Origin of the sequence: Pseudomonas alliivorans, assembly GCF_017826695.1 — a bacterium.
GTDB classification, from domain to species: domain Bacteria; phylum Pseudomonadota; class Gammaproteobacteria; order Pseudomonadales; family Pseudomonadaceae; genus Aquipseudomonas; species Aquipseudomonas alliivorans.
Window position 1 is genome coordinate 769,290 of record NZ_JAFFZW010000001.1, and the last position, 12,510, is coordinate 781,799.

12 protein-coding genes are annotated in these 12,510 nt (G+C 59.6%); 7 read left to right on the top strand and 5 right to left on the bottom strand.

The annotated features are described in order from the left end of the window. Positions 1–64: 64 nt before the first annotated feature. The 4 genes from JTJ32_RS03380 to phhA form a co-directional block, all read right to left on the bottom strand. The gene (locus JTJ32_RS03380) at positions 65–244 is read right to left on the bottom strand and encodes a hypothetical protein (RefSeq protein WP_122413048.1); all 180 of its coding nucleotides are present in this window, start codon (positions 242–244) and stop codon (positions 65–67) included. A gap of 540 nt (positions 245–784) precedes the next feature. After that, on the bottom strand, positions 785–1,981 hold the full coding sequence (locus tag JTJ32_RS03385) for an amino acid aminotransferase (RefSeq protein WP_210040857.1): 1,197 nt from the start codon (positions 1,979–1,981) through the stop codon (positions 785–787). Beyond that, a complete protein-coding gene (locus JTJ32_RS03390) occupies positions 1,981–2,337 on the bottom strand; it encodes a 4a-hydroxytetrahydrobiopterin dehydratase (protein WP_210040859.1) in 357 nt (118 codons plus the stop codon). The genes JTJ32_RS03385 and JTJ32_RS03390 overlap by 1 nt, the downstream gene beginning before the upstream one ends. A 40-nt stretch (positions 2,338–2,377) precedes the next feature. After that, entirely contained in the window at positions 2,378–3,175 is a 798-nt protein-coding gene (phhA, locus tag JTJ32_RS03395) for a phenylalanine 4-monooxygenase (RefSeq protein ID WP_210040861.1), read from the bottom strand. A 270-nt stretch (positions 3,176–3,445) separates the two neighbouring features. Here phhA and JTJ32_RS03400 point away from each other — a divergent pair, with 270 nt between their 5' ends. Beyond that, positions 3,446–5,005: a sigma-54-dependent transcriptional regulator gene (locus tag JTJ32_RS03400; protein ID WP_210040863.1), complete on the top strand. Its 1,560-nt coding sequence runs from the start codon at positions 3,446–3,448 to the stop codon at positions 5,003–5,005. A gap of 109 nt (positions 5,006–5,114) precedes the next feature. On the opposite strand, the gene JTJ32_RS03405 is transcribed toward JTJ32_RS03400, so the two are convergent. Further along, positions 5,115–5,381, bottom strand: coding sequence for a DUF2790 domain-containing protein (locus JTJ32_RS03405; protein WP_099228292.1), 267 nt, complete (start codon positions 5,379–5,381; stop codon positions 5,115–5,117). A gap of 338 nt (positions 5,382–5,719) precedes the next feature. Between JTJ32_RS03405 and acs the strand changes: the two genes are divergently transcribed. From acs to JTJ32_RS03435, 6 genes are all read left to right on the top strand, one after another. Further along, on the top strand, positions 5,720–7,675 hold the full coding sequence (acs, locus tag JTJ32_RS03410; RefSeq protein ID WP_184319645.1) for an acetate--CoA ligase: 1,956 nt from the start codon (positions 5,720–5,722) through the stop codon (positions 7,673–7,675). A 652-nt stretch (positions 7,676–8,327) separates the two neighbouring features. Beyond that, a complete protein-coding gene (locus JTJ32_RS03415; protein WP_099228294.1) occupies positions 8,328–9,104 on the top strand; it encodes an ABC transporter substrate-binding protein in 777 nt (258 codons plus the stop codon). An 86-nt stretch (positions 9,105–9,190) separates the two neighbouring features. Next, entirely contained in the window at positions 9,191–9,880 is a 690-nt protein-coding gene (locus JTJ32_RS03420) for an ABC transporter permease (protein ID WP_210041118.1), read from the top strand. After that, complete coding sequence (locus tag JTJ32_RS03425; RefSeq protein ID WP_099228295.1) at positions 9,877–10,575, top strand: ABC transporter permease; 699 nt, start codon at positions 9,877–9,879, stop codon at positions 10,573–10,575. The genes JTJ32_RS03420 and JTJ32_RS03425 overlap by 4 nt, the downstream gene beginning before the upstream one ends. A 1-nt stretch (position 10,576) precedes the next feature. Further along, positions 10,577–11,689: a succinylglutamate desuccinylase/aspartoacylase family protein gene (locus JTJ32_RS03430; protein WP_210040865.1), complete on the top strand. Its 1,113-nt coding sequence runs from the start codon at positions 10,577–10,579 to the stop codon at positions 11,687–11,689. A 22-nt stretch (positions 11,690–11,711) separates the two neighbouring features. Next, the gene (locus tag JTJ32_RS03435) at positions 11,712–12,476 is read left to right on the top strand and encodes an ABC transporter ATP-binding protein (RefSeq protein WP_184319654.1); all 765 of its coding nucleotides are present in this window, start codon (positions 11,712–11,714) and stop codon (positions 12,474–12,476) included. Positions 12,477–12,510 lie beyond the last annotated feature (34 nt).

Consider the following 12,510-nt stretch of genomic DNA (forward strand, 5'->3'; position numbering starts at 1 on the left):
TAACAGATTGCAATAAATCTGCAGGGCAGGGGGATGCTTTTAGACTGGGGAGCAGATTGGAGGATCAGGAGCCGGAAGGCGCAACGAGGTGCGTAGTGACCAGTGCTGCCAGGGCATTTTCCTGAGTGCCGAAGCGGGCCAGCAGGGCTTGCTGCTTTTCCGGGCTCAGGCGCGACCAGATCTCGATCATCTTTTCGGCGGTGCCGATCAGTGCGCTGGCCTGGGTTTCAGTGAAATCGCTCATGGGGGTGTCCGTTTGCCTCTACCGGTTTTCCAGGCGTATTGAAAATCGGCAGAACCGTTTTTCGATACGCCTGAAAACAAACGCCTTCAGTCTTTGCTTCGGGCTTTCTGGCTGTCTTGAGCCGAGGGTGCAGCTTTCATTGCGGCAGGTTGACCAAGCTCCTGTTGAGCCAGGGTCGACTGCTTTGGTTCCTGTTGGCCTGGTGGGAAGTTAGGGATTTCATGCATCGTCATCGCTCCTCGCAAGGGGTTGCAGATAGAACCGTGCTTTAAAAAAGCCTGCGCAGGATACCCCACTGAAAATGACAATCCCGAGTTTTTTTTCAACTGATGGGCTGAGTGGCGAAACAAAAAAGGGATTTTACTGTCTTGGGCGGATTGGCTGGCAATAAGCCTCTATTAGATGGCTCATTGCAATCTGTGAGGCTGGGACCGATACCGTTCTGGCGCAACGCAGCGTCTCAGGGGGCGATAAAGGGTGGGAGGTGTTTGCTGTCCGAAACTGTTGTGTCACAAGCAAGGACGCACCCAGCGTTGCCCCTTATCCTTTGCAAACCGCCGCAATCGCCTGCGCCAGCTGATCCAGGCGGCTCGCATCGATACCGGCCATGTTAGCTCGTCCATCATTGACCATGTACACGCTTTGCTCCTCACGCAGCCGGGTGACCTGCTCGCGGGTGATACCGGTGTAGGAAAACATGCCGCGTTGCTGTGCGATGTGGGCAAAGCGCTCAGCCAGCCCCAGCGGCGTCAGGGCCTCGATCAGTCCGCTGCGCAGTTGCGCCACGCGCTGGCGCATTTCTTCAACCTCGTCCGCCCACAGGCTTTTCAGTTCGGGGTCACCCAGAATCTCGGCCACCACCGCCGCGCCATGATCCGGTGGGTTCGACCAGAGATTACGCGCGATACTTGCCAGCTGACTGCGCACATCCAGCAGCTTTTGCGCATCGTCGGTGCAGACGATCAGCGCGCCGGTTCGCTCGCGGTACAGCCCGAAGTTCTTCGAACACGAACTGGTGATCAGCAATTCCGGCAGCGTTTCGGCGAACAGGCGAACCGCCCAGGCATCGTCTTCCAGTCCGTCGCCGAACCCCTGATAAGCAAAGTCGATCAACGGCAAAAGCTCGCGGCTCTGCACGATCTCCAGCACTGCACGCCAGTCAGCGTGAGACAGGTCAAAGCCGGTCGGGTTATGGCAGCAGGCATGCAGTAACACCACGTCGCCCTGCGGAACCTGGCGCAGCGCGTCGAGCATGCCATCTACGTTCAGCCGGTTGTCGCTGCCGACGTAGGGGTAATGGCCAACCTTCAGGCCAGCCTTGTCAAAGATGGTCTCATGCAGAGGCCAGGTCGGGTCGCTCAGCCAGATGCCTTTACCAGGCAGGCACTGAGCGATGAAGTCTGCCGCCAGACGCAACGCGCCGGTACCGCCCGGCGTCTGGGCGGCGCCTGCACGCTTTGCCTCGATGAGCGGCGAATCGATCCCCAGCACCAGTTCGCTGATCAACGTGCCGAAGCGCGGCTCGCCGTGACTGCCGATGTAGGTTTTGGTCATCTGCCGGTCGACCAGCCGCTGTTCCGCCGCTTTCACTGCTCGCGGTACCGGCGTCTGGCCCTGTGAATCCTTGTAGACACCCACGCCCAGGTCGAACTTGTGGGGGTTCGCGTCGTTGGCGTAAGCCTCGATCAGACCCAGGATCGGATCGCCCGGTACACGCTGGATGTCCCTGAAATGCATTATTTACGTCCCTCTGCGTCCTTGGCCACCTCGTTAGTGCGGGCGGCCATGATGAAGTCATTGCGATGCAGCCCCTTGATTGAGTGGCTCCACCAGGTCACGGTCACTTTGCCCCATTCGGTCAGCAGGCCAGGGTGATGGCCTTCCGCTTCGGCAATTTCCCCGACCGCGTTGGTAAAGGCCAGGGCGAACTTGAAGTTCTTGAACAGGAAAACTTTTTCCAGCTGCATCACGCTGTCGCGTACTTCGATGTTCCAGTCCGGAATCTGCTTGAGCAGTTCCGGCAGCTCCGCGTCGCTGACTTGCGGCGCGTCGGCACGGCAGGCTTCGCAGTGGGCTTGGTTGAGTGTAGTCATGAACAGGATTCCTTATGACGCGCGGCTGCCGATCAGGCGTTCAGGCCGCGTGGTGTTTAGGTTTGGGCGGAAATTTTGGCGCATGCAGACTCATCTGCATACCGCGCTCGACCAGCCCCATGATGTCTTCCTGCGCCAGATCGAACAGGCGCTTGAGGTCGGGTAGAACAAAATACACCGGTTGCAGGATGTCGATGCGATAAGGCGTGCGCATCGCTTCGAGTGGATCGAAGGGCTGATGCTCAGGCGCCGGCGACAGGCTGTACACCGCCTCCCTGGGCGAAGACAGGATGCCGCCGCCGTAGATTTTGCGTCCCTGTGGCGTATCCACCAGCCCGAACTCGATGGTCATCCAGTACAGGCGGGCCAGGTACACCCGCTGTTCCTTGGTCGCGCTCAGGCCGAGCTTGCCGTAGGTGTGGGTGAATTCGGCGAACCAGGGATTGGTCAGCAGCGGGCAGTGACCGAAAATCTCGTGGAAGATGTCGGGTTCCTGCAGGTAATCCAGTTCTTCCTCAGTGCGTATGAACGTCGCGACAGGGAAGCGCTTGCTGGCCAGCAGTTCGAAAAAGGTCTGGAACGGAATCAGCGCAGGCACGCGTTCGACCTGCCAGCCAGTGGTCGCACCCAACACCTTGTTGATTTCGCCCAGTTGCGGAATCCGGTCGTGGGGCAGGCCAAGCTGCTCGATGCCGTCCAGATATTCCTGGCAGGCACGGCCTTCGATGACTTTCATCTGGCGGGTGATCAGCGTGTTCCACACCGCATGTTCGGCGGCCGGGTAATCGATGAAGCCCGCTGCGTCGGGCTCACGCGCTACGTAGTGCGTCTGGGCCATGCTGGTCTCCTGAAGAGCGCTGTTGTTGTTATGAGCTGTTTTCTATGCAAAGCGCAATGACCCAGAAATAGCGCAAATCCCGCGCAACGTCAGCGGACTGCGCTGCGCGGTCTCAATGATTTTCCCTTTCTTGCGTAACGAAAACTTTACGGATGCTTTGTCGAGTAGATGATTCGTGGTTCTGCTAGTCCGTCACTGTGCTGGGCTGTCACGTATTCTTGACGGTAAACTTCGCGCTACAACAAAAAACGCCCTGAGGAACAAGCATCCATGCGTATCAAGGTCCATTGCCAGAATCGCATCGGTATTCTTCGAGACATTCTTGACCTGCTGGTCGCCTACGGGGTCAACGTGGCCAGGGGTGAGGTGGGCGGTGAGCATGGCGATGCCATCTACCTGCACTGTCCAAACCTGATCAACCTGCAGTTCCAGGCCTTGCGTCCCCGGTTCGAGGCGATCGCCGGGGTGTTCGGCGTCAAGCGCGTCGGATTGATGCCCAGCGAACGGCGGCACATGGAGCTGAACGCCTTGCTGGGCGCGCTGGAGTTCCCGGTGCTGTCCATCGACATGGCCGGTGCCATCGTGGCCGCCAATCGGGCGGCAGCCCAGTTGCTCGGTGTGCGGGTCGATGAGGTGCCGGGCATTGCGCTGTCACGCTACGCTGAGGATTTCGATCTCCCCGCGCTGGTGCGTGCCAACAAGTCGCGGATCAACGGCCTGCGCATCAAGGTGCGTGGCGATGTGTTTCTGGCCGATATCGCGCCGTTGCAGTCGGAGCATGACGACAGCGAGGCGATGTCTGGCGCAGTGTTGACGCTGCACCGGGCCGACCGGGTAGGCGAGCGCATCTATCACGTGCGTAAGCAGGAATTGCGCGGCTTTGACAGCATCTTCCAGAGTTCGAAAGTCATGGCTGCGGTGGTGCGTGAGGCGCGCCGCATGGCTCCGCTGGATGCGCCGTTGCTGATCGAGGGTGAGACCGGAACCGGCAAGGAACTGCTGGCTCGCGCCTGCCACCTGTCCAGCCCGCGCGGTCAGTCGCCGCTGATGGCGCTGAATTGCGCGGGACTGTCCGAATCCATGGCTGAGACCGAGCTGTTCGGTTACGACCCCGGTGCGTTCGAAGGCGCACGCGTGGAAGGACGGCTGGGCCTGCTGGAACTGACGGCGGGCGGCACGCTGTTTCTCGATGGCGTCGGCGAACTGAGCGCGCGCATGCAGGCCAAGTTGCTGCGCTTCATTCAGGATGGCTGCTTTCGCCGGGTGGGCAGCGACGAGGACATGTACCTCGATGTACGCGTGATGTGCTCGACGCAGGTCGATCTGTCCGAGCTCTGCGCCCAGGGTGTTTTCCGGCAGGACCTTTACCACCGGCTCAACGTGCTGACGCTGCACATTCCGCCGCTGCGCGAATGCCTGGATGGCCTGACGCCTCTGGTCGAGCACTTTCTCGATCAGGCCAGTCGCCAGATCGGCTGTGGGTTGCCGGGGATTGCACCTGCCGCCATGAAACGACTCAGTCAGTATCACTGGCCGGGCAATGTGCGACAGTTGGAGAATGTGTTGTTTCAGGCTGTTTCATTGTGCGACGGCGCTCAGGTACAGGCCGAACATATTCGGCTACCCGATTATGGCGTGCGACAGACATTGAGCGATGTTTCGCTGGATGGCGGACTTGACGCCATTATCGGGCGATTCGAGAAGTCGGTGCTGGAACAACTGTATGCGCAATATCCCAGCAGTCGACAACTGGGTAAAAGACTGGGTGTTTCACATACAACCATTGCCAACAAGTTGCGTGAATATGAAGTAGGCAAGCAGATTGAATAACGCCGCGCGTTATTGAAAAACCTGCGCCTGTAACAGGCGTGTTTCAGGAGGCGCCCCGCATGATGATCTGCACAATAACCTGCGAGGCGTCGCGCCAGACGAGCACGTGTCAGCCGTTGCTGCAACCGTTACCCATGACCTGATAACTCATGATGTGCTGTTTGCCGTGCGAGTCTTCGTAGACCATGCGGGCCGGGACGACCTGGCAGACATTGGGGATCTGGCTGGTGGAAATGACCCTGGCGATATCCAGATGAGTGCCATAGGTATATTCCTCGACGCGTGCCTGTTGAGCGGCGACCTTGGTTTGCGACTCTTCGGCCATGGCCAGTGTACTGAGACCGCAAAGTGCCAGAATCGCGAATGAAGCTTTCATTGCTGCTTACCTTCTTGAGTGCGAGCGAATGCGCCTGACGAATGATTGCATTCAGGAAACATTACGATGGGTTTGAACCGTGCCTGTGGGGGGCTGTTGGTGTTTGCCATGTTGGCGGAAGTGATTCTAGGCTTCTGGCCGGGCGACATATATAAAGGGTTTTGATAAGCCTTTTCATCGAAACGGTAACAATCCTTTGATGGTGCCTGCGGTCATGCCGTGTGTGCATACGTGAATCAGGCTGCCCGGGCCGGTAAGACCAACGTCGAATGGTCCTGTCAGGTAGGTCGGGATACAACGGACTCATAAAACAACAACTATCCACCGAGGTAACCAAGATGAGTGCAGCTTCCCTGTACCCCGTCCGCCCAGAAGTCGCAGCGAACACGCTGACGGATGAGGCAACCTACAAGGCCATGTACCAGCAGTCGGTGGTCAACCCCGATGGCTTCTGGCGTGAGCAGGCCAAGCGCCTCGACTGGATCAAACCCTTCACAAACGTCAAACAGACCTCCTTCGACGATCACCGCGTCGACATCAAATGGTTCGCCGACGGCACGCTGAACGTGGCCTATAACTGCCTGGACCGTCATCTTGAAGAGCGCGGCGACAGCATCGCGATCATCTGGGAAGGCGACGATCCGTCCGAACACCGGGAAATCACCTACCGCGAGCTGCACGCCGAAGTCTGCAAGTTTGCCAACGCCTTGCGCGGCCAGGACGTGCACCGTGGCGACGTGGTGACTATCTACATGCCAATGATCCCCGAGGCTGTGGTCGCCATGCTGGCGTGCGCCCGGATCGGAGCGATTCACTCGGTGGTGTTTGGCGGTTTCTCGCCGGAAGCGCTGGCCGGCCGCATTATCGACTGCAGTTCCAAAGTGGTCATCACCGCTGACGAAGGTCTGCGAGGCGGCAAGAAAACCCCGCTCAAAGCCAACGTCGACCGCGCCCTGACCAACCCGGAAACCAGCAGCGTGCAGAAGGTTATCGTCTGCAAGCGCACCGGGGGCGAGATCGAGTGGAACCGTCATCGGGACATCTGGTACCACGCGCTGCTGGAAGTGGCATCAAGCACCTGCGCGCCGAAAGAAATGGGCGCTGAAGAATCGCTGTTCATCCTTTACACCTCCGGTTCCACCGGCAAGCCCAAGGGCGTGCTGCATACCACGGCCGGTTATCTGCTCTACGCGGCACTGACTCACGAACGCGTGTTCGATTACAAGCCAGGCGAGATCTACTGGTGCACCGCTGACGTGGGCTGGGTCACCGGCCACAGCTACATTGTTTACGGCCCGCTGGCCAATGGCGCGACCACTCTGCTGTTCGAAGGCGTTCCTAACTACCCGGACATCACCCGCGTGTCGAAAATCATCGACAAGCACAAGGTCAACATCCTCTACACCGCACCGACCGCCATTCGGGCCATGATGGCCGAGGGCACGCGTTCGGTTGAAGGCGCTGACGGTTCCAGCCTGCGCCTGCTGGGTTCGGTGGGCGAGCCAATCAATCCTGAGGCCTGGGGTTGGTACTACGACACCGTGGGCAAGAAAAACTGCCCGATCGTCGACACCTGGTGGCAGACCGAGACTGGCGGCATTCTTATCAGCCCGCTGCCAGGTGCGACCGCGCTGAAGCCTGGTTCGGCAACGCGTCCGTTCTTTGGTGTGATTCCGGCGCTGGTGGACAACCTGGGCAACCTGATCGAAGGCGCAGCCGAAGGCAATCTGGTGATTCTCGATTCCTGGCCGGGCCAGTCGCGCTCTCTGTACGGCGACCATGACCGCTTCGTCGACACCTACTTCAAGACGTTCCGTGGCATGTACTTCACTGGTGACGGTGCGCGTCGTGACGAGGACGGTTACTACTGGATTACCGGTCGCGTGGACGACGTACTCAACGTCTCCGGGCACCGTATGGGGACTGCCGAGATCGAAAGTGCGATGGTCGCGCACCCGAAAGTCGCCGAAGCGGCGGTGGTCGGTGTGCCGCATGACCTGAAAGGGCAGGGCATCTACGTGTACGTCACGCTCAACGCCGGTGAAACGGCTGACGAAGCGCTGCGTATCGAACTGCGCAACTGGGTGCGCAAGGAGATCGGTCCGATTGCCTCGCCGGACTTCATCCAGTGGGCGCCGGGCCTGCCGAAAACCCGCTCGGGCAAGATCATGCGCCGCATCCTGCGCAAGATCGCGACCGGCGAGTACGACGCCCTGGGCGACATCTCCACCCTGGCCGATCCGGGCGTCGTGCAGCACCTGATCGACACTCACAAGACCATGAGCGCTGCCTGACAGGCAGTCCTGCTCCATTTTGGTCCATTCCCGCGCGCCTGCGCGGGAATGCCTACCGCAACCCAGTGTCCCCAGCGGTGCGGTGCACTTCAGTGATCCTTCCCACTCCGCGCTCATCGTTCTGCACGAGTCTTGCTGTCACCAACGGGCTGTGGGTATGCCTTCAGTCGCTTGGCATTGATTTGCGCAGCATCAAATATTCCGGCCGGGATATATCGACCTGTTACGTGTCTACCCGCCGTTTCTTCCGCCTGCTTCCTTGTGGGACACTCGTTCCGTTATTTGTAGGAATAAGCTGATCCCCAAGGTCGCTCTCCGAATCGATCACACGCTGGGCTTGCCGGATTAGAAGGCTTTGCCAATAATGGGCGCGCTTTTTGCTGCTTCAACAGGTTGAGCCTGTCCTGCTGGATCACGGGATTCCAGCTTCGTCAACAGGGGCGGGGTGCTTTTCAGGTGCTTCTGTAACTTGTTGTCGCATTGAAGAAATATCGACTTCGAGCCTGTCGTTAAAATGCCCCTCACTCGTCAGAGGCCGGTGACCCGAAACACGGTATCGGATGCCTGATGTCGCTCTCTCTGGATGGTCCTTTCGCATAATGGGCGCTGCCCACTCTGCCACTTGTCGTGCTTTACCGATGGAGTTCTGTAAATGAAAAAGCTCATGCTTATTGGCGCGCTGGCGTTGTCCGTGCTTGCCCAGCCGACATTCGCTGACGAAAAGCCGCTGAAAATCGGTATTGAAGCCGCGTACCCTCCGTTCGCCTCCAAGGCCCCGGACGGCAGCATCGTCGGTTTCGACTACGACATCGGCAACGCGCTGTGTGAAGAAATGAAAGCCAAGTGCACGTGGGTCGAGCAAGAGTTCGACGGCCTGATCCCTGCGCTGAAAGTCCGCAAGATCGACGCGATCCTGTCTTCGATGTCCATCACCGAAGACCGCAAGAAGTCCGTGGACTTCACCGGCAAGTACTACAATTCCCCGGCTCGTCTGGTCATGAAGGAAGGCACCACGGTCAGCGACAACCTGGCTGAGCTCAAGGGCAAGAAGATCGGCGTGCAGCGTGGTTCGATCCATGAGCGCTTCGCTCGTGAAACGCTGGCGCCGCTGGGTGTCGAAGTGACGCCATACGGTTCGCAGAACGAAATCTATCTGGACATCGGTGCCGGTCGTCTGGACGGTACAGTGGCTGACGCGACCCTGCTGCAGGACGGCTTCCTGAAAACCGACGCTGGCAAAGGCTATGCGTTCGTCGGCCCGTCGTTCACTGACCCGAAATACTTCGGCGACGGCATCGGCATCGCTGTGCGCAAGGGTGACAAGGCCAACCTTGACCGCATCAATGCCGCCATCGCTGCAATCCGTGCCAACGGCAAGTACAAGGCAATCCAGGACAAGTACTTCGACTTCGACATCTACGGCAAATAAAACTGCCGCAGGGTACTGACCGAAATGGCGCAAACAGACTCGCTGGCTTGCGCCATTTTTTATTCCACGCTTGAGGACCGCACATGATGTTGAAAGGCTACGGGGCTGTGATCCTCGAAGGTGCCTGGCTGACGTTGCAGTTGGCGCTGTCATCGATGGCCCTGGCGATCGTTCTCGGTCTGATTGGCGTGGCGCTTCGTCTGTCGCCGGTGCGCTGGCTGGCCTGGATGGGCGATCTGTACAGCACCGTGATCCGCGGTATTCCCGATCTGGTTCTGATTCTGCTGATTTTCTATGGCGGTCAGGATCTGCTCAATCGTGTCGCGCCGATGCTGGGTTTCGAGGATTACATCGATCTCGACCCGTTCGCGGCCGGTATCTGCACACTGGGCTTCATTTTTGGCGCTTACCTGTCCGAGACGTTCCGTGGCGCGTTCATCGCCATCCCCAAGGGGCAGGCCGAGGCTGGCATGGCGTATGGCATGAGCAGCGGCAAAGTGTTTTTCCGCATATTGGTGCCGCAGATGATCCGTCTGGCGATTCCCGGTTTCACCAATAACTGGCTGGTACTGACCAAGGCTACCGCGCTGATTTCCGTGGTAGGTCTGCAGGACATGATGTTCAAGGCCAAGCAGGCGGCCGATGCCACCCGCGAACCCTTCACCTTTTTTCTTGCGGTCGCAGCGATGTACCTGGTGATTACCAGCGTTTCGCTGCTGGCCCTGCGTTATCTGGAAAAACGCTACTCCGTGGGCGTCAGGGCGGCTGACCTATGATCTTCGACTACAACGTCATCTGGGAAAGCCTGCCGCTGTACTTCGGCGGTCTGCTGGTGACCCTCAAGCTGCTGGCGATTTCCCTGGGCTTTGGTCTGCTCGCGGCCTTGCCGCTGGGCCTGATGCGGGTGTCTAAAAATCCGTGGGTGAACATGCCGGCCTGGCTGTACACCTACGTGATTCGCGGCACGCCGATGCTGGTGCAGCTGTTTCTGATCTATTACGGCCTGGCTCAATTCGAAGCCGTGCGCGAAAGTTTTCTGTGGCCATGGCTGTCCAGCGCGACGTTTTGTGCCTGTCTGGCCTTCGCCGTGAATACCAGCGCCTACACCGCCGAGATCATTGCAGGCAGCCTCAAGGCAACGCCTGCCGGTGAAATCGAAGCGGCGCGGGCGATGGGCATGTCGCGCACGAAAATGTACCGCCGCATTCTGCTGCCCTCGGCCCTGCGCCGGGCGCTGCCGCAGTACAGCAACGAAGTGATCATGATGCTGCAGACCACCAGTCTGGCGTCCATCGTGACCCTTATCGATATCACCGGCGCGGCCCGTACGGTCAACGCCCAGTTCTACCTGCCTTTCGAGGCGTACATCACCGCAGGCGTTTTCTATCTGTGCCTGACATTCATTCTGGTGCGACTGTTCAAGATGGCCGAACGTCGCTGGCTGGGCTACATGGCCCCACGGAAGGTCTGAAATGCAAAGAGTCGATCATTTATTGCCGTGGAGCACCCTCGGCACCCAGCGCCACCTCAGCGTGTTCAGTTTCGGTGCCGGCGAGCGCAAGGCCTACATTCAGGCCAGCCTGCACGCCGATGAACTGCCGGGCATGCGCACTGCGTGGGAGCTGAAGAAACGCCTCACCGAGCTTGAGCGGCAGGGCGCGCTCAAAGGTGTCGTCGAACTGGTCCCGGTTGCCAATCCGCTGGGCCTGGGCCAGCTGTTGCAAGGCGCGCACCAGGGTCGTTTCGAGTTCGGCAGCGGCAAGAATTTCAACCGCGACTTCACTGAATTGAGCGAACCGGTTGCCGAGTTGCTGGAAGGGCAGTTGGGCGACGATCCGCGCGCCAATACCCAGTTGATTCGTCAAGCCATGAGCACAGTGCTCGAGCGTCTGCCTGCGCCGCAATGCGAGTTGCAGGGCATGCAGCGGATTCTGCTCAAGCACGCCTGCGTGGCTGACGTGGTGCTGGATCTGCACTGTGACGCCGATGCTGCGCTGCACATGTACGCCTTGCCCCAGCACTGGCCGCAGTGGCGTTCGTTGGCAGCGCACCTGAACGTCAAGGTCGGGTTGCTGGCCGAGGATTCGGGCGGCAGCTCGTTCGACGAAGCCTGTTCGCTGCCATGGCTGCGTTTATCGCGCATCTTCGCGCAGGCGCAGATTCCGCTCGCCTGTCTGGCGACCACCATCGAGCTGGGCGGTCAGGCCGACACCGGCAAGCCTGAAGCCCAGGCCCATGCCGAAGGCATTCTGGCGTTTCTGGCCGAGCAGGGTTTTATCAGTGGCGACTGGCCTCAGCCCGCGCATCAGGCTTGCGAAGGCATGCCGTTCGAAGGCACTGAGTTGCTCTACGCGCCTCACCCCGGTGTAGTGACGTTCCTGCGTGCCCCTGGTGTGTGGGTCGAGCCCGGCGAACCACTGTTCGAAGTCATCGATCCGCTGTCCGATCAGGTCAGCACCATTTACGCGAATACTGCCGGTGTGCTGTTTGCCATCGAGCGGCTTCGCTACGCTCAACCCGGTTTCTGGCTGGCCAAAGTGGCGGGGCGCACGGCGCTGCGCCAGGGACGCCTGCTCAGTGATTGATCGTTCCGTGAGAAACCAAAGCATGAACAAACTGGAAGTCCAGGACCTGCACAAGCGGTATGGCAGCCACGAAGTGATCAAGGGCGTGTCCCTGACGGCCAGCGCTGGCGATGTGATCAGCATCATCGGCTCCAGCGGCTCGGGCAAAAGCACGTTCCTGCGTTGCATCAACCTGCTCGAACAGCCTCATGCGGGCAGGATCCTGCTCAACGGTGAAGAACTGAAGCTGGTCCCGAACAAGGACGGTGGCCTGAAAGCGGCGGACGGCAAGCAGCTGCAGCGCATGCGCTCGCGCCTTTCCATGGTGTTCCAGCATTTCAATCTGTGGTCACACATGACCGCTATGCAGAACATTATCGAAGCGCCGGTGCATGTGCTGGGCGTTCCGAAGAAGGAGGCGCTGGAGAAGGCCGAGTACTACCTGGCCAAGGTCGGCGTCGGACATCGCAAGGATGCCTATCCGGGGCACATGTCCGGTGGCGAGCAGCAGCGCGTGGCAATTGCCCGTGCGCTGGCCATGGAGCCTGAAGTGATGCTGTTCGATGAGCCGACTTCGGCGCTCGATCCGGAACTGGTCGGCGATGTGCTCAAGGTCATGCAGGGGCTGGCGCAGGAAGGCCGGACCATGGTGGTGGTGACCCACGAAATGGGCTTTGCCCGCGAAGTCTCCAACCAGTTGGTATTCCTGCATCAGGGCGTGGTGCTGGAGCGCGGCGCCCCGCGTGAGGTGCTGGCCAACCCGCAGACCGAACGCCTGCAGCAGTTTCTGTCCGGCAGCTTGAAGTGATGAGCGGCACCGCCCCGGCGGTGCCTTTTTGCAG

What these genes read in the sequence shown, in the direction of transcription:
- JTJ32_RS03400 (WP_210040863.1), top strand. Translation starts at nt 3,446, where the DNA reads ATGCGTATCAAGGTCCATTGCCAGAATCGCATCGGTATTCTTCGAGAC.
- JTJ32_RS03415 (WP_099228294.1), top strand. Translation starts at nt 8,328, where the DNA reads ATGAAAAAGCTCATGCTTATTGGCGCGCTGGCGTTGTCCGTGCTTGCC.
- phhA (WP_210040861.1), bottom strand. Translation starts at nt 3,175, where the DNA reads ATGGCCCAGACGCACTACGTAGCGCGTGAGCCCGACGCAGCGGGCTTC.
- JTJ32_RS03385 (WP_210040857.1), bottom strand. Translation starts at nt 1,981, where the DNA reads ATGCATTTCAGGGACATCCAGCGTGTACCGGGCGATCCGATCCTGGGT.
- JTJ32_RS03380 (WP_122413048.1), bottom strand. Translation starts at nt 244, where the DNA reads ATGAGCGATTTCACTGAAACCCAGGCCAGCGCACTGATCGGCACCGCC.
- JTJ32_RS03405 (WP_099228292.1), bottom strand. Translation starts at nt 5,381, where the DNA reads ATGAAAGCTTCATTCGCGATTCTGGCACTTTGCGGTCTCAGTACACTG.
- acs (WP_184319645.1), top strand. Translation starts at nt 5,720, where the DNA reads ATGAGTGCAGCTTCCCTGTACCCCGTCCGCCCAGAAGTCGCAGCGAAC.
- JTJ32_RS03420 (WP_210041118.1), top strand. Translation starts at nt 9,191, where the DNA reads ATGTTGAAAGGCTACGGGGCTGTGATCCTCGAAGGTGCCTGGCTGACG.
- JTJ32_RS03425 (WP_099228295.1), top strand. Translation starts at nt 9,877, where the DNA reads ATGATCTTCGACTACAACGTCATCTGGGAAAGCCTGCCGCTGTACTTC.
- JTJ32_RS03435 (WP_184319654.1), top strand. Translation starts at nt 11,712, where the DNA reads ATGAACAAACTGGAAGTCCAGGACCTGCACAAGCGGTATGGCAGCCAC.
- JTJ32_RS03390 (WP_210040859.1), bottom strand. Translation starts at nt 2,337, where the DNA reads ATGACTACACTCAACCAAGCCCACTGCGAAGCCTGCCGTGCCGACGCG.
- JTJ32_RS03430 (WP_210040865.1), top strand. Translation starts at nt 10,577, where the DNA reads ATGCAAAGAGTCGATCATTTATTGCCGTGGAGCACCCTCGGCACCCAG.